Here is a 16633-nt window from a genome sequence, read left to right as displayed (position 1 = left end):
ATTCTCCAAACGTGAACGTATTGCTTAATATTATTCAGTTTCCGAAAAAGATACAGCCCCGTACGCTGGCCTCCATCCCATTCACTGCGCAGGACGGTGCCATGAACTCCATTTCCTCCCAGACCCACGCGTTGTCGATCAACCCCGCCAACGGTGAAACGGTCGCCAGCTACCCGTACGAAACCGAGGCGCAGCTGGATGCCGCCCTCACCCGCTCGATCAACGCCTTCCGCAACGGGCGCAATACCCCCGTCGCCCAGCGCGCCGAATTGCTGCTGGCCCTGGCCAGCACCCTGCGCGACCAGGCCGAAGAAATGGCCCAGATGATCACCCTGGAAATGGGCAAACCCATCGCCCAGGCCCGTGGCGAAATCGAAAAATGCGCGCAACTCGCCGAGTGGTATGCGGCCCACGGCCCGGCCATGCTGGCCCCGGAAGCCACCCTGGTGGACAACGGCTCCGCCCAGATCGAATACCGCCCGCTGGGCCCGATCCTCGCTGTAATGCCGTGGAACTTCCCGGTGTGGCAAGTGCTGCGCGGCGCGGTGCCAACCATGCTCAGCGGCAACACCTACGTGCTCAAGCACGCGCCTAACGTGATGGGCAGCGCGTACCTGATGAAACAAGCCTTCCAGCGCGCCGGCTTTGCCGATGGCCTGTTCGAAGTGATCAACGTCACCCAGGACGGCGTGTCCAAAGCCATCGCCGACCCGCGCATCGCCGCCGTGACCCTCACCGGCAGCGTGCGCGCCGGCATGGCCATCGGTTCCCAGGCCGGGGCCGCGCTGAAAAAATGCGTACTGGAGCTGGGCGGCTCCGACCCGTTCATTGTGCTCAACGACGCCAACCTCGACGAAGCCGTGCAAGCCGCCCTGATCGGCCGTTTCCAGAACTCCGGCCAGGTGTGCGCCGCCGCCAAGCGCCTGATCATCGAAGAAGGCGTGGTGGAAGCCTTCACCGCCAAATTCCTCGAAGCCAGCCGCAACCTGGTGATGGGCGACCCGACCGCCACCGAGACCTACATCGGGCCGATGGCCCGCTTCGACCTGCGGGACGAACTCGACGGCCAGGTCCAGGCCACCCTGGCCGAAGGCGCCACCCTGCTGATGGGCGGCAGCAAAGTCGAAGGCGCGGGCAACTACTACGCCCCCACCGTGCTGGCCAACGTCACCGACCAGATGACCTCGTTCAAACAGGAACTGTTTGGCCCGGTCGCCTCCATCATCACCGCCCGCGATGCGGACCACGCCGTGGCCCTCGCCAACGACAGTGAGTTCGGCCTGACCGCCAGTGTGTTCACCACCGACCCAGAAAAGGCACGCAGCATCGCCAACCAACTGGAAACCGGCGGGATCTTTATCAACGCCTACAGCGTGTCCGATCCCCGGGTCTCGTTTGGTGGTGTGAAAAAGAGCGGCTTCGGGCGGGAGTTGTCGCACTTTGGTGTGCGGGAATTCTGCAACGCGCAGACCGTGTGGCTGAACCGCCGCTAAGGCAAGCGCTGCAAACGATGGCCCGCCCTGCGGGTCATCGTGCTGTCTGGTTCAGCACCGTCACGTACGCACCGAACATATCCGCCATGGCGTCCGCATAGGCGGTGATTTGCGCCTCGGTGCGCGGGCTTCCCGAGAATTCCTTTGCCACCGAACTGAAGGTGGTGGCGATCAAATCGCAGGCCAGGGCGCGGGTGGCTTCAGGCACCTGCGGCAGCAGTTCCAGCATGAACGCCTGGAAAATCTGTTGCCCTTCTGCGCGAACCTCATGGGCTTCGGGCGCATCACGGTACAGCGGCGCGGCGTCGCTCAGGGCGACACGCATCTGCGCCTCCTCACACTCCGAACGAATAAACGCATGCACCAACGCCCGCAACCGCTCAAGGGCCGGCTGGCTTACGTCCTGCAGAATGCGGCTGAGCATCTGCGAGGTTTGCTGCCACTCATCCGTCTGCAGCCGAAACAGGATGGCCGCCTTGTTGGGAAAGTACTGGTACACCGACCCCACGCTGACACCGGCCTTTTCCGCGACACGGGCGGTGGTGAAACGGCTGGCGCCTTCCTTGGCCAAAACCTGAATAGCCGCTTCGAGAATGGCCGTCACCAACCCGGTGGATCGCGCCTGTTTGGGCTCTTTGCGTGAGGAAATCTGCGAGGTCTGGCGATCGGTCATGGGGCGTTCCTGCTGCCGTTGGAATGCGAATAGCGAATGTGACGAATTGTTCGCATACTTTAAATGCGACGAATCATTCGCATACTAGCCCGGCGCCTCACGGCGCTCAACCTGCAGCAGGACATCCCCATGAATACGCTTACCTCGGCCCCGATGGCGGCCCTGATTGAACGGCTGTACACACAGGCCGATGCCGCCACCAGCCCCATCATCAACACAGTGACCCACGAAGAACGCGACCGCCTGATGCGCAGCAAGACCGACTACCTGGCACTCTACGGAATGCTGAAAGACCTGTGGTTGCCCGTCTCCCGCGACACCGGCACCCTGCTGTACATGCTCGCACGCAGCAGCAAAGCGCAGGCCATCGTCGAGTTCGGTACTTCGTTCGGCCTGTCCACCCTGCACCTGGCGGCCGCCCTGCGGGACAACGGCGGCGGCACGCTGATCAGCAGCGAGTTCGAGCCCTCGAAGATCGCTCTCGCCCGGCAACACCTGGAGCAAGGCGGCGTGAGCGACCTCGTGGAGATCCGCCAAGGCGATGCTCTGGTTACCCTGGCCACCGGCCTGCCCGACAGCGTCGACCTGCTGCTGCTCGACGGCGCCAAGGCGCTGTATGGCGACGTGTTGAACCTGGTGGAAAGCCGCCTCAAGCCCGGCGCGCTGATCATCGCCGACAACACCGACTACTGCCCCGACTACCTGGCCCGGGTGCGTTCGCCAGCAAACGGCTACCTGTCGGTGCCGATCGGTGACGACGTCGAGCTTTCCGTTCGCCTGGGCTGATGCCCGTCAGAGGATTCAACTCATGTCTGGATTGGTAAGCCCAGTGGTACTGAAATTACTGCCTATCACCCTGGCGGTGTTTGTCGGGTTCCTGATCATCGGCATGCAACTGCCGGTGCTGCCGCTGCACCTGCACAACACCTTGGGCATGGACCCGCTGGTGGTGGGCGTGGTGATCGGTGCGCAGTTTGCCGGGGCATTGTTGTCGCGGTCCTGGGCCGGCAATTTTGCCGATATGCGCGGCCCCAAGCGCGCCATGCTTGTGGGCATGCTGGTGGCGGCCAGCTCCGGCTTGATCTACCTCGCGTCCCTGGCGTTTGTGGCATCACCGGTCATCTCGGTGTGGGTGTTGCTCGCCGGTCGCGTGGTGCTGGCGCTGGGGGAAAGCCTGATCGTGACCGGCTCGATGGGCTGGGGTGTCGGGTTGGTGGGGCCGCAAAATACCGGCAAGGTCATGGCCTGGATCGGCATCGCAATCTACGCCGCGTTTGCCCTGGGCGCGCCCCTCGGGGTGGCGGTGAATAGCCAGTGGGGTTTCAGCGGGATCGCCGTCGGGACCATGGTGATTCCGCTGCTGGCACTGGCCATCGTCGCCGGAGCGCAAGGCGTTGCGCCGACCAGTCAGCGGCGCACCTCGTTTTTCAAGGTGCTGCGCTCGGTGTGGGTACCGGGGTTGGGCCTGGCCTTTGCAAGCGTCGGGTTTGGCGTGATTACCGCGTTTATCGCGCTGCTGTTTGCCACCAAGGCCTGGGGCAATGCGTCATTGGCGTTTACCGCCTTTGGCCTGGCGTTTATCGGCGCGCGGATTTTCTTCGGGCACCTGCCCGACAAGATCGGCGGTGCCAAGGTCGCGCTGGTGTGCGTGATAATCGAAGCCGCCGGGCAGCTGTTGATCTGGGGCGCAGACAGCGCCTTGACCGCCTACCTGGGCGCGGCGCTGACCGGTTTCGGCTACTCCCTGGCGTTTCCCGGCTTTGGGGTGGAGGCGATAAAGCGCGCGCCGCCCCAATCCCGCAGCCTGGCGATGGGTGCGTATGTGGCGTTCCTGGATATTTCGCTGGGGGTCAGCACCCCGCTGATCGGCGCCTTGGCCGGCGTGGCCGGAGTGGCATCGGTGTACCTGGCGGGCGCAGTGGCCGTGGCGCTGTCGGTGATCGTGGCGCTGGCGTTGCTTTTCAAGGCGCCAGTGGCGGAGCGCGAGGTTTATACTTCGCCACCTCGCCCTTAACCCACATCACCCGAGATTCCCGATGAGCCTTTCCCTGTCCACAACCCCAGCGCGCAAGCCGGTCGCACCATTGCTGGCGTTTGCCATCCTGCTGTTCGGCGCCGTCTTCCTGCAAAACAGCGTCGGCTCGCGCCAGGTGCTGTTGCTGGTGGTCGGCGCCGCACTGGGCCTGACGCTGTACCACGCTGCCTTCGGCTTCACCTCGGCCTGGCGAGTGTTCATCACCGACCGGCGTGGCGCGGGCTTGCGTGCGCAGATGGTGATGCTGGCGATTGCCGTGGTGCTGTTCTTCCCCGCGCTGGGGGCCGGCACCCTGTTCGGCCAGCCCGTGGTCGGGCTGGTGGCACCGGCCGGGGTTTCGGTGGTGTTCGGGGCATTCATCTTCGGCATCGGCATGCAGCTGGGCGGCGGTTGTGCGTCCGGCACCCTGTTCACCGTGGGCGGTGGTAACGCGCGCATGCTGGTGACGCTGTTCTTCTTTATCTGTGGTTCGTTGATCGCGACTCACCACGTCGACTGGTGGTTCTCGCTGCCTTCGTTCCCGGCGGTTTCCATCGTCAAAAGCTTCGGCGTGGTGCCGGCCTTGCTGCTGAGCCTGGCCGTATTTGGCATCATCGCAGCAGTCACCGTGCGCCTGGAAAAAGGCCGTCACGGGCAACTCGAAGCCGGCGTCACCAGCCAGCACCAGGGCCTGCGCCGCTTCCTGCGCGGGCCATGGCCATTGGTGTGGGGCGCAATTGGCCTGGCCCTGCTCAACTACGCCACCCTGGCACTGGCCGGGCGGCCATGGGGTATCACTTCGGCGTTCGCCCTGTGGGGCGCCAAGGTTGCCGGCGGGTTGGGCGTGGACGTAGGCAGCTGGGCGTTCTGGCAAATGCCGGGCAATGCCAAGGCCCTGGCGGCGCCGGTGTGGGAAGACGTCACCAGCGTGATGGACGTCGGCATCATCCTTGGTGCGCTGTTGGCTGCGGGATTGGCCGGGCGTTTCGCTCCAAGCCTGAAGATTCCGGCACGCTCGCTGTTCGCCGCGGTGATCGGTGGGTTGCTGCTGGGTTATGGCTCGCGACTGGCGTACGGCTGCAATATCGGCGCGTACTTCAGCGGGATTGCCTCAGGGAGCCTGCATGGCTGGGTGTGGTTGGTGGCGGCGTTTATCGGCAATAGCGTGGGTGTGAGGTTGCGGCCGTTCTTCTTTGCAGGTGAGCGTCCGCAAGTGGCATTGAGCGGTTGCTGACTCGTTCCCACGCTCCGCGTGGGAATGCCGCCTGGGACGCTCTGCGTCCCGCTGTTGGTGACGCGGAGCGTCACGGGATGCATTCCCACGCAGAGCGTGGGAACGAGCAGCATCACCGGCTTTTTGAAATCGCTCCGCTCATGTACTCGTTCAAATCGCGGAAGTCCTGAACTTTCCAGGTGAACGGTGACAACTTCACACCGTTCTCCCGCAACGTTCTGGGAATCAGGTCGCCATTTGGACGAAGAATGACGGACGACACGATAACGCCCGGATAATCACTCAAGCGTTTTTTGAAAGTAGCCGTTGTCAGGTCAGGCGTAGGCGGATTGCTTTTATTCGCCAAGGGTCCCGTGCCTTTGATATCCGCGCCGTGGCACATGGCGCAGCGCTGCAGATAAATGTTTTTCCCGTTAGCGTTGTCCGCAAAGGACAGTGATGTTTGAACCAGCGATAAAATCCCCAGCGACGCGATGAACGACTTTCTTATTTTCATCTTTCCATGTGGCCTTGTTGTAAAAATCCAATATCAACCAACCGAGCGTAAACGACCCTTTATCCACTCGCGGCTGTAAGCCAGCACGCGGCCCGACATCGCCGTCGGAAAATGAATAAACCCATGAGCTGCCTGCGGTAACAAAAACACCTCGGACCCCGCCCATCGCTCGGCCATCTGTAGCGTGTCGTCCAGCAACGGGTCCAGATCCCCCACAAACATCAGCGCCGGCGGCAGCCCGGCAAGGTCGCCATACAACGGTGACAACGACGGCTGCCGACGCTGCTCATCACTCAAGCCCGGCGTCAGCAAGCGCAGCGCCTCCACCATGCCCGGCCCGTCCAGCAACAGTGTTTCCCGCCCCGCCGTGCGCACGCTCGGCGTACCGGTCAAATCGTAGACGCCGTAATACAGCACCGTCCCGCTCACTCGCGCCAGCAACTCGGGCCATTGCTTCAGTGCCAGCAACGTAGCCGCCGCCAGATGCCCACCGGCAGACTCGCCGACAACGATCACCGGCAGGCCGGCGAACTCCTCACAGTCCCCGAGCAACCAGCGCGCCGTGGCCAGGCAGTCTTCCAGAATCCCTTCGACCGGCGTATTCACCGCCAGCCGGTAATCCACCGACACCACCGCCACCTCGCACGCATTCACCATGGCCACGTTGAGGTCGTCATTCATCTGCGCATTGCCGATCACCCAGCCGCCGCCATGGATATCCAGCACCACGCCCCTGGCCTTGCCCTTCGGCCGGATGATGCGCACCGGCACCGAGCCCACCCGCCGGCTTTCAGCGTGCAGGCCATGCTTGAGCAACTTGTTGCCGGCCACCATCTGGCTGGAGCGCAACAGCGCCTGGATCACCCGGGGCGTCACGCGGTTGCGGATGCGAAAACGCGGCATCCAGGCGAGCTTCTGGTTAAAGCGCTGCATTTGCGCCAGTTCATGTTCTTCAGCAGGCCACAGCGTGTGAGTTCCCAATTCGATATTCCCTCTATCTCTAAAAGAGATGTTCACCTTGGCCAGTGTGCGTGGGCATCATGGCAATGATGTTTCCGCCCTCTGCCCACGCTGCCAGGCTCAGCGGTTATTGCGCAGGATGGAGAAATTCAACGCAGCCGCAACGCTGAGCCACACCAGGTACGGGAACAGGATCAGCCCGGTGATCAAATCCAGACGCACCGTCAGCAGCACCATGGCGGCCACTACCAGCCACAGCAGCGTGATGATCACCATCCCGGCGAAAATCCGGTGGGCGCCGAAGAACACCGGCGTCCACAGGGTGTTGAGTGCGATCTGTGCAGCCCATAGAGCCAGCACTATTTCACTGCCGGGAATCAGGGTCAGCCGGTAGCCAGCCCAAGCCAGCAGCAGGTAGATGATTGTCCAGGCGACCGGGAACAGCCAGTTGGGAGGGGTGAAGCTGGGTTTGACCAGGGTGGCGTACCAGTCGCCCGGTTTGAAGATGATGCCGGTGCTCGCAGCGGCACCGCAGGCCAGAAGAAAAATAAGGAAGGTGATCATCGCGTGTCCTTGGCTCAGGGTTCGTTACAGCTTGGACGCCCTACACACCGGTAAAAGTTCACACGGCCCTGTAGGAGCAAGCTTGCTCGCGAAAAACGTCAACGATAACGCGGGGCAACGGGGTAAATCCGTCATTTTGAAAGACAACACCACCTTGCTCCATTGCCTACGCTTACGTCAGAATCCGCCGGCTTGTGCACCTGGGTGGTCATCTCTAAGGTTGCTCGGTCGCTGAAAACTCAGTGATCGGGTTTAGTAGCCCTAGGGTCAATTACACATAGTGCATGAGCTGCATCTATCAGACGTTCCTGTCTGTGCTTGATGGTGGCTGTGCGTAGGGCGCCTTCGGGTGCGCCGGTTTTGTGTAATTCCCCGGTCTACTAACCTGCGTACAGCTGCCACCCTATTGTGTAGTAGCGAAAGGGTGTCGGCCCCATTCAGGAATTGCACCATGTTCAAAGTAACGCCGAATCCTCCTAACACGCCTGATCAAAAACTCCACCAGGCTGCCCAGCGCGCCATTGATCACTACCTCAATCCCGGCACCGATGCCGAGACAGTCCCAGAGACAACCGCCCTCTTCAGCGTCACCTCCGGCGTCAGCAGCGAAATCCTGATCGCCAACAGCTACGAAACCGTTTCCTCCGTCAGCGTCCTGCTGCTCGACCTGTCCGACGAACTGACCGGCAAAGACCGCGACGTGGCATTGGCCATTCACCAACTGAGCGAATTGAGCGTACTGCTGATCGGCAAACTGATGGACCGCGAAACACCTCGAGCATAGAGCCCAACGCGGTCCAGCGGGACTAGCCCTTCAACTCACCCAACCGATTACTCGCCGCGTCGTCGTATGCCACATACAACGACTCGGCGATTTGGCTTTTGATGGCCTTGGCGCTTTCCAGACCCAATACAAAACCTTCGGCCTTGCCGCCTGCGCGGTTGAGGTCTTCTTTTGTGTCAGCACCGGTGATGGCGTCGAGGAGCTTGATGGCTTGCGGGCCTACGCCTTTTGGGAGGCTGATTTGGTCGATGCTCATTGGAGTGCCTCGGATGGGGTGCGGAATGGGGTGGTGCGGGTGAACGAGGTCATGGGCGATACCTTGAGATTGAGGTCGGTAGCGCGTGGAACCACTGCCGGGGGTGGCATGGTAGACCGGTATGGGAGTTAAAGGGCCGGTTTCGGCCAAAAGCGGACTTTGATGGCGTGTTCGCTCTAGATAGCCTACGCAAGCTGGTACTGGCAGAATGCATCCACGTTTTGACAAGGACAGGTCCTATGCAAGTTACCAAGCAGTCGTCCCCCATCTGGCACGCTTCACCCCGGTGCGAAACAATCCGCTTCGTCTATCGTCACCGATAGTCCTGGCGATCGGGCCGTTTTCGCCGCGGAAGACATCTGAATATGTAGCCAAGAGCTAGAAAACATTACAAACAGCAGGCTCTTGCATCACTACACGACACCAAGCCAGCATCACCCGCTAACCGGAGGGAATCATCGATGAACAACCTAATTCCAAAACCACAAATGCAGCTAGTTGACCCACAAGCACAGATGATCGTTGAGGTCCTGCAAAGCATTGGGCTCCCACATGACAATATTATTGCGTCCGCTGAAGACAGAGCCATTATTGGGCATAGCTTGCTGGCACTTATTGAGTCACTTCCTCCCGAAGCGAAGCAAGGAGCTAGATATCTCTCAAAATTTGTGGTGGGCGCAGGATTCGGTCTTTTCGATTACTCCCTCAATGCGATCTGGAACGAAGTAGTCCTAGACCTTCACAAAAAAGTCGTAGCTTACGGTCTTGATATATTCTACGACGCAGCTATTGGCGGGAAAAACAGAGAGTTTTATCAAACAGAGGAGGATCTTCGCTCTGTAAAAGATTCAACCCTACTTGATACCTGTCGTAAGCTTGAACTAATCAGCGAGACCACATCAAAAAAATTAAAGCATATGCTCGATATGCGAAATGACATAGGTATCTCGCACCCCACTAATTACACCATCAATGCCTACGAACTATTAGGCTGGCTAACAAACTGCATCAAAGACGTCCTGAAAGACCGACCTACAGAGTCGGCACTACAGGTTCAGGCATTTATTCAAAATTTACGCAGCTATACGCAACCATTAGACGCCGCCAATCTTGCAGGAATAACTGGAAAAATCAACGAACTCGCTTCTCACCACTGTGGGAACGTACTGAGAACAATGTTTGGGATATACGTAGCTCAGGATACGGATCCACAGGTCCGAAAAAACATTTCACTTTTATCTGTATCTGTTTGGCAAGCGAGCAATGACGATTTCAAATACCGCTTAGGCCTAACATTAGAAGGATATAATACAAATCTTCACAAGGATAAATATGATCTCGGTGCTCAGTTTTTCCAAGTCGTTAACGGTAATGCCTTCCGCTCCAACGCAGAGCGGGCAATAATAGTTGATGGTCTGGTCGATACATTGCTAGAAAAACATCATGCTTGGGATAACTATCATCATGAAGCACCCGTAGCTGCCGAAATCATGTCGTATATCCACAACCAGCAAGATATCCTGCAAAATTTTGGCCCTAAACTCATAAAAGTATTTCTCATGTGCCGTATCGGAAATGGACGAGCCTATTACAACGGGGTTTCACCAAGAGGTGCAGGGTATTACGACCAGCTTCTTGTTTTACTAGGCGACACGTGGGCTCCATCAGCACTGGTTGCTTTAACCTCCTACGAAATACAGCTCCAGCTAAGCCAAGAAGTTTGCAGAAAACAAGCATGCATCGCGCTAGAAAAGCTAAAATCAGGTGTAGTCAATCAGCGATTACTTGAATGCATAGACTTCCTCATCGCCAATCTGCCTGGTAATGGCAAAGCTCCACTTGATAGCCGGTTCAAGCAGCTGACTGCGGGATACCTAACTTGGCCATAATGCTGTGTCATAAAAAAACAGCGCACTCACCTCAATAAAGCAATTTCAAGCGTCTCAACACAGCAATTGTGCTTTCGAATCATCTGGAAAAGCCTCTCAACCCATTGAAAACTGGTGCGAGAGACTTTTCTTTCCACCAGCACATGTGGGCTCCGATTTGGCATGGGTTGGTCTTGCCATAACTGCTTAACGACCGAATCTGTTCTACCTCTCTGATAACCGAACATCGCAACACCGCGTCTGAAGTGATCCTAAATTCATCGCCCGTTTTTGGCCGAATGCTGCCTTTCGCGAAGGGCAGATTAGGGTCGATTGTGTTGAAAAAGTCGGCTTTCCCGAAACATTCGAATATTGAGGGATGAAAACACCTCAGTTGCACGCTGCTACGCGAAATCCGAGTCCTCAATCTTCTGCCAAAAATTCAGATTTCAATCTCAGGCGTATGCTTTTCTGGCGCGGAATTTGAAGCCGACTTTTTCAACAGAATCGGTCGTTAGCGGCCAGTTGTGAATTAGTGCTTTCGTCCCTCCAGCCGTGCGAGCGACTGGTCATATCGAATGCAAATGACTGGTCCGCATCGGTGAGAATCACTGGGGAAGTGCAGGGTCAGTTCCCAATCTGCACGCTGCACTTGCTGCTTAACCCGCGGCCCCCATTTTCCGTCGCTATTGCGTAGCTCAACCGAAATAGGATTCCATCCACATATCAAGGATGGAGACCCTCATGTACCTAGCTGAACTCACCATAAAAAACTTCCGTAAGCTGCGTGACGCCAAGCTGAAATTTCAGCCTGGACTGAATGTTCTCGTCGGTCCCAACAACGTGGGCAAAAGCGCCGCTGTAGACGCGCTTCGGACTCTACTGGCCGGGCATGAGGAGCCGTATCCACGTCTCGATGTCGCTGACCGCCATAGACCTAAAGCAGGCGAACCAGCAGGCGACATCAGCTTCCACTTCATCTTCAAGGAGCTAAGTCACGACGACGAAGCCGACTTCATCGCGGCTCTGCAGCCCAGTGCTGACAACACCATGGAAGCGCACATCCACGTCAGATACACCGATGCCGATCAGACCGGCCGCTTCCGGGTGAAACGATGGTGCGGGAATCATCAAGACATCCCGCTCACCTCGGACATGATGGAAAATCTGCGCGGCGTCTATCTACAACCTCTTCGTGACGCCGCACAAGGGCTGCGTCCAAGTCGTAATAGCCAATTGGCTCGCCTGCTTCACCTCCTGACCGATGATGAAGGGCGTGAGGCGATCAACACTGCGTTGAAAGAACTAGATGAGCAGTTGCAGCAGAACGATGCGATCAAAAGTACCCATGCAGCGATCTCAACGCGGCACGGCTCCATGATGGGTGAGCAACTGGCGCAGGTACTGGCTGTCGGGCTTAGCGCAACCGATTTCCAGCGCCTCTCTGCCCGCCTCTCTCTGACTGCTCAGTCCATGGAAATTGAGCAAAACGGCCTTGGCTTCAACAATCTGATTTTCATGGCTGTAGTGCTCAGCGAGCTGACTAAGAATCCTGAAGCCGCGTACCGAAGTTTGATCGTGGAGGAACCGGAGGCCCACCTCCACCCCCAACTGCAACGCATTCTTCTGAGCTACCTGGCCGGCATTCCGACCAAAGAAGGTGAAAAGACAGTGCAATTGTTCGTCACCAGCCACTCGCCGAACTTCGCCAGCAATTCGAAGCTTGAGTCCTTGGTATGCTTAATCGAAAACGAAGCCGGAGTGGAGACCTTCTTTCCACGTGATGTCCAATTCGCGAAAGGCAAGCGGGAAAAACTGGAGCGCTACCTGGACGTGACTCGAGCTGAGCTGTTCTTCGCCCGCCGCGTTATTTTCGTAGAGGGTGCAGCAGAACTCATGCTGGTCGACGCGCTCGCGAAGATCTTGGGATTCGACTTGAGGGAATATGGCGTCAGTCTCATCAGCGTCGAGGGGCTAAATTTCGACTCGTTCCTGCCGCTGTTTGGAGAGAAAGGGCTGCGCATCCCGGTCTCGGTCATCACCGATGCTGACCCCTTCGAAGAAGAAGTGGTACCTGAACTCGCTGAGGGTGACCGACCTGCCGAGGAGATTCAGGAGGAGCTGCTTGCGGAGGCAGCCTACCTCGAGGAAGCAGATGCAGAAAACGGGGATAAAGCCGAAAAGCTGGCCTACGAACGTGGCGAGCCGAAGAAAAAGAAGAAGCTAAAAGCTGCATACCCTGCGCTCGGTGAAAATGTTCGGATATCGAGCAACACGCTGAAAATGAAGGAATCCGAAGATCAGTTTGTGAAGGTGTACCACGGAGTGAAGACCCTTGAATACGACCTGGCGTTACAGGAGGAAAATCGGGAAGCCATGCTGAAAGCATTAGCTGAACTTCATCCTAGGATCTCTGTGGCGCTGCGGAAAATCGTAAGTGGCGCGCCGGACAACACTACCAGAGCCAAGACACTGTTCTGCGGGATGTTCGAACGTAAAGACACCAGTAGCAATGTGCAGAAGGGAGGTTTTGGCCAAGCGCTTGCTGAACAGATTGCTTTGACGCCCGAATTCAAGGTCCCAGAATACCTCGCGCAAGCGATCCAGCACGTTTGCCAGGGAGCGGACAAGCCATGAAGCTATCCGATGAGCAGAAAGCTGTAATCGAAGCGCCCTTAGAACCGATGGCTGTCACTGCTTGCGCCGGCAGTGGTAAAACAGCCACCGCTATTCGGCGGTTGATCGCCATTCGGCAAAAGCTGGCTGATCACCGCGGCCGCGTTGTGCTGTTGTCTTTTTCCAATGTGGCCGTGAATACCTTCAACAAGGGCTACGCAGAGCTCGCTTCGGATCTGCCGGACGATGCAAATCGCAAGCGCGTAGAAGTTGACACGCTAGACGGATTTTTCACCCAGCATGTTCTGCGCCCCCATGGCTACCGCACCATGGGAGCGACGCGAACCCCCTATCTTGTATCGGGTTCGGAGCCGTTCTTAAGTAGCTTCCAGTACTGGAAAAGCAAAACCGAACGCCCAATCCCGATCAAGGATGTGCAGGTGGGCGTAGAGAATCGAAAGTCGGTCTTCTTCGTCGGCACCAAAGGAGGGGTGGAACAACTTGATCACGGGAAGGCCAAGGAGGTCATCGAAAAGCTGGGGCGCACTGGCGCATATACCCATGACCTCGGGCGCTATTGGGTAATTCGAACGCTGCTCCATCAACCTGCCATTCTTAAGGCATTAGCCACCCGCTATCCGCATATTCTGGTCGACGAATCGCAGGATCTGGGCACGATGCACAAAGTGACCTTGGAAATACTCATGAAGGCGGGCGTGCAGATTTCACTGATCGGTGACGTTAACCAGGGCATCTTCGCCTTCGCTGGCGCTGATGGCATGTTTTTGAAAACCTACGCCGACCGTCCGGGAGTGAAAGACTACAAGCTCACCCGCAACTACCGCTCCCTCCCGCCCATCACCGATATAGCGAACCGCCTATGCGGGCGAACCGATGAGCCAGACAGGCAACCCGGTCAGGGTGGAGCATTTTTCGTAGGGTACAAGGACGCCGAGCATCTTAAGCTGATCAGCTCTTTCCAAGTTCGACTTGGGGAGCTGGGTATACCGGCAGCAGAAGCAGTCATTCTCAGCAGGAACACGGATCGCGCCGCCAAACTTGCAGGTACAACAGCCGCCCCAGGACAGGGAGTTGTGAGCATTTTTGCAGAGGCTGCATTGGCTCGCGATCAGCAGAACCGCTATCAGGAGGCTTTCCATCTGGTATGCAAGGCGGTTGTGGAGCTTATCAATGAAGCACCGCCTGGACTCAGCTCGGCGCTGCAGGGCTCGCCTCATGAAGTCTGGATGATGAAACTAAGGCGGCTACTATGGGCGTTTACACGCAATGCAGAGATGGGGCTTCCGCCTTCTTCGCTCGAAGCCAAAGCAGAGTGGCATCCGAAGCTGGTCGCAAATCTGCGCGCCTTACTTACCCAAATGGATCAACTATTCGGGCTGAAAACAGTCGCTACGTTCGGAAATAAGATGGCCAAGAAGCGCTTGGAGGACGTTGCGCTCAGCGGTGCCAAAGCTGATGACCAGGGAGCTCATGGCTTAAGAGTTGAAACTATTCACCAGGTAAAAGGCGAATCCATCGACGCAGTGCTCTACGTGGCGACGAAGGCCAACATCACAGCATTGCTGGCTGGCACGGGTACGGAAGACGGCCGGATCGGCTACGTGGCACTGACAAGAGCGAAAAACCTCTTTTGGCTTGCCGTCCCCCACAGCTGCTTGGCTGAAATGCGCGCAGACTTGATCCAAGCTGGCTTCATCGAGGCGGCAACATATTAATATTGAGCTATCAGATAGCTGAACATGAATAATGAATAATGAATAATGAACAATGAACAATGAACAATGAACAATGAACAATGAACAATGAATGCAATCAGAAACATGTGACGAAAATATTATACTATGTCTTTCATCAACTTATAGCTAGGTAATTATAATGGACTCAGATTTAAGCCTTGTGAAATACTATAGAAGGCGCATCCTTGCCTTCAAAAACAAAATTGACAATATAGATTCTGAGTCATCGGATTTTCAACCCCTATTGGATTTTCAGCTCTATCTGATCAAACAAATTATTAGGGACGAGGGAAGATTAAGGAGAAAAAAAGATGAACTTGTGGGTTTGAAGCGCAGCTTAAGAGATAAGACTTTAGGAAAACAGGACTCAAGAGAGTTAAAGGAATTAATTGTCAGAAGAAAGGAATCGGTAGCTGGCAACAAATACCTACTCTATCTTTGGCGATGTTTTGGGGATGGACTGGTCTTTAAGTTTATAAGCAAGTGGAACCTGAAACGTTTTCTATACGAAGCCGATTCGGCTGAAATAAAGCAGAAGTCGGGATATATTCATGGGAAAGATGGCATTGAACAAGAGCTGGCTCTTCTAACGCATGCGATCAACAGTAACGTTCCGGCTGTCCTTTGCGATCTTACAAATGTAATACGACATGGCGACCTATGCCTCCTTGGAGCTTCCGATCCTGTAGTCATTGAAGTAAAAAGCAGCAAAAACAGAAACAAGAGAGTTGAACGACAGCTAGCCTCCATAAACAAGTTGCAAAAATATCTTGAGGAAGATGTTGGGGATGTTGGCGGAGTTGAAGGTATGCGACGTATTGAGATACATGGTGAAGAGCGACACCATGGAAAAGCTTTCAACAAAGCACTTGATCTGTCAAAAGATCGTCCCTACGCAAAATTAAATCCCGAAAAAGGCCTATTTTATATTGCATTAAATACTGAGTATGAAAAGGACTTCAGCGAAGTATTTCAAGGCATTGAGAATCCCATAATATATATGCTCAATCAAGCGAAAACTGAGCAGCGCTGGGATAATTATTATCCCTTTGTTTTATCTATTGAAGATCCTGTTAATCTGTATAGATTCATCGCTGGCGAAGTTTATGTGGTAGTTTTAATTAACTGCAATACACTTAAAGAATTGGCTTCCGATATTGGATATGATCTAGAATTTTCCAATTTTGAAAACGAGGCGTTTATATTTAGCAAGTCGCTCGTTGGTAGTGATGAGCCGTTTAGAGCGATTGTTTCCGAGCACTTTTCAGGGAGGCTTGGCTTCGAGTTCATGACTCTAGAGTGGTTCTTTGAAAATGAAAAGACACTATTGTTGCAAATGGAAAAAGGTATTGATGCAATCAGAAACCCATAACCAGCGTATGTTGTCAGACTGGTTTCACTGCTCCCCAAACCAGTTGCGAATGCGTGCGTTAAGCGCCTACGCCGGATTCATTGCCTTTTTTCAGCAAAGTATTACCACGCAACAGAAGGATTTTCCCTTTTTTATATCCCAGAGAGTGGTTGCTTTTGGCCGATTTCTGCCTGTGGCCACCGACAGCTTTTGGCCGAAAGCGATCTTTCGCGAACAGCCGTTCTCGACCATCACGAATTATTCGATTTATCTCCATTTGTTGGGACAAAAGCGATCTATTCCAAACCAAAAATCCGTCCCTTTCCGACCTAGTTGCCGAAGGCACGCTGGGACGCTTCCGTCAAACGACTCATACGACCTCCTCCTATTGACCAGCTGAATCATAACTATCCGTCCCAGGCCCGGCTCCCCCTACGAATTTCAGTGAAAGCTGCTTCAGTAGGGACTCTTAGCCAATCAAACTAAAACAACCCCTTGCCCCCTCCCACCAAACACGCTACAAATCCCACCTCCAAGTTGTACGACAACCTAAAACCCCATCCTCGA

14 protein-coding genes are annotated in these 16633 nt (G+C 55.9%); 9 read left to right on the top strand and 5 right to left on the bottom strand.

Going from position 1 to position 16633, the window contains the following annotated elements; all coding sequences use genetic code 11:
- Positions 1-101 precede the first annotated feature (101 nt).
- On the top strand, positions 102-1493 hold the full coding sequence (locus HX873_RS22830) for an aldehyde dehydrogenase family protein (protein WP_177123243.1): 1392 nt from the start codon (positions 102-104) through the stop codon (positions 1491-1493).
- A gap of 34 nt (positions 1494-1527) precedes the next feature.
- On the opposite strand, the gene HX873_RS22825 is transcribed toward HX873_RS22830, so the two are convergent.
- Positions 1528-2166, bottom strand: a complete 639-nt coding sequence (locus tag HX873_RS22825; protein WP_087694346.1) for a TetR family transcriptional regulator — start codon at positions 2164-2166, stop codon at positions 1528-1530.
- Positions 2167-2295: 129 nt separating this feature from the next.
- Here HX873_RS22825 and HX873_RS22820 point away from each other — a divergent pair, with 129 nt between their 5' ends.
- The 3 genes from HX873_RS22820 to HX873_RS22810 are packed head-to-tail and all read left to right on the top strand — an operon-like array spanning position 2296 to position 5414.
- Positions 2296-2952, top strand: coding sequence for an O-methyltransferase (locus HX873_RS22820; protein ID WP_003214482.1), 657 nt, complete (start codon positions 2296-2298; stop codon positions 2950-2952).
- A gap of 22 nt (positions 2953-2974) precedes the next feature.
- Positions 2975-4180, top strand: a complete 1206-nt coding sequence (locus tag HX873_RS22815) for an arabinose transporter (protein WP_177123242.1) — start codon at positions 2975-2977, stop codon at positions 4178-4180.
- Between the two features lie 22 nt (positions 4181-4202).
- The gene (locus tag HX873_RS22810) at positions 4203-5414 is read left to right on the top strand and encodes a YeeE/YedE family protein (RefSeq protein ID WP_177123241.1); all 1212 of its coding nucleotides are present in this window, start codon (positions 4203-4205) and stop codon (positions 5412-5414) included.
- 112 nt (positions 5415-5526) lie between these two features.
- Here the strand turns inward: HX873_RS22810 and HX873_RS22805 are convergent, their stop codons facing one another.
- From HX873_RS22805 to HX873_RS22795, 3 genes are all read right to left on the bottom strand, one after another.
- Complete coding sequence (locus tag HX873_RS22805) at positions 5527-5910, bottom strand: cytochrome c (RefSeq protein ID WP_177035782.1); 384 nt, start codon at positions 5908-5910, stop codon at positions 5527-5529.
- A gap of 33 nt (positions 5911-5943) precedes the next feature.
- A complete protein-coding gene (locus HX873_RS22800; protein WP_177123250.1) occupies positions 5944-6843 on the bottom strand; it encodes an alpha/beta hydrolase fold domain-containing protein in 900 nt (299 codons plus the stop codon).
- Between the two features lie 147 nt (positions 6844-6990).
- The gene (locus tag HX873_RS22795) at positions 6991-7431 is read right to left on the bottom strand and encodes a TspO/MBR family protein (protein ID WP_087694353.1); all 441 of its coding nucleotides are present in this window, start codon (positions 7429-7431) and stop codon (positions 6991-6993) included.
- 454 nt (positions 7432-7885) lie between these two features.
- On the opposite strand from HX873_RS22795, the gene HX873_RS22790 reads away from it, so the two are divergent.
- Positions 7886-8218 carry a DUF6124 family protein gene (locus HX873_RS22790; RefSeq protein ID WP_177123240.1) on the top strand — a complete coding sequence of 111 codons (333 nt, stop codon included), beginning with the start codon at positions 7886-7888 and terminating at the stop codon, positions 8216-8218.
- A 22-nt stretch (positions 8219-8240) separates the two neighbouring features.
- Here HX873_RS22790 and HX873_RS22785 read toward each other — a convergent pair whose 3' ends face one another.
- Positions 8241-8474, bottom strand: a complete 234-nt coding sequence (locus HX873_RS22785; RefSeq protein ID WP_003214497.1) for a hypothetical protein — start codon at positions 8472-8474, stop codon at positions 8241-8243.
- A gap of 461 nt (positions 8475-8935) precedes the next feature.
- Between HX873_RS22785 and HX873_RS22780 the strand changes: the two genes are divergently transcribed.
- The 4 genes from HX873_RS22780 (at position 8936) to HX873_RS22765 (ending at position 16087) form a co-directional block, all read left to right on the top strand.
- Entirely contained in the window at positions 8936-10363 is a 1428-nt protein-coding gene (locus HX873_RS22780) for a hypothetical protein (RefSeq protein ID WP_177123239.1), read from the top strand.
- Positions 10364-11086: 723 nt separating this feature from the next.
- On the top strand, positions 11087-12979 hold the full coding sequence (locus HX873_RS22775) for an ATP-dependent endonuclease (protein WP_177123238.1): 1893 nt from the start codon (positions 11087-11089) through the stop codon (positions 12977-12979).
- Positions 12976-14694, top strand: a complete 1719-nt coding sequence (locus tag HX873_RS22770; protein ID WP_177123237.1) for a UvrD-helicase domain-containing protein — start codon at positions 12976-12978, stop codon at positions 14692-14694. Before HX873_RS22775 ends, HX873_RS22770 begins: the two co-directional genes overlap by 4 nt.
- Positions 14695-14854: 160 nt before the next feature.
- Positions 14855-16087, top strand: coding sequence for a hypothetical protein (locus tag HX873_RS22765; protein WP_177123236.1), 1233 nt, complete (start codon positions 14855-14857; stop codon positions 16085-16087).
- The last annotated feature ends 546 nt before the right edge of the window (positions 16088-16633 follow it).

It is taken from the genome of Pseudomonas sp. P7758, assembly GCF_013386485.1.
Taxonomy (GTDB): Bacteria; Pseudomonadota; Gammaproteobacteria; order Pseudomonadales; family Pseudomonadaceae; genus Aquipseudomonas.
This window is presented reverse-complemented; position numbering and strand designations above follow the sequence as displayed.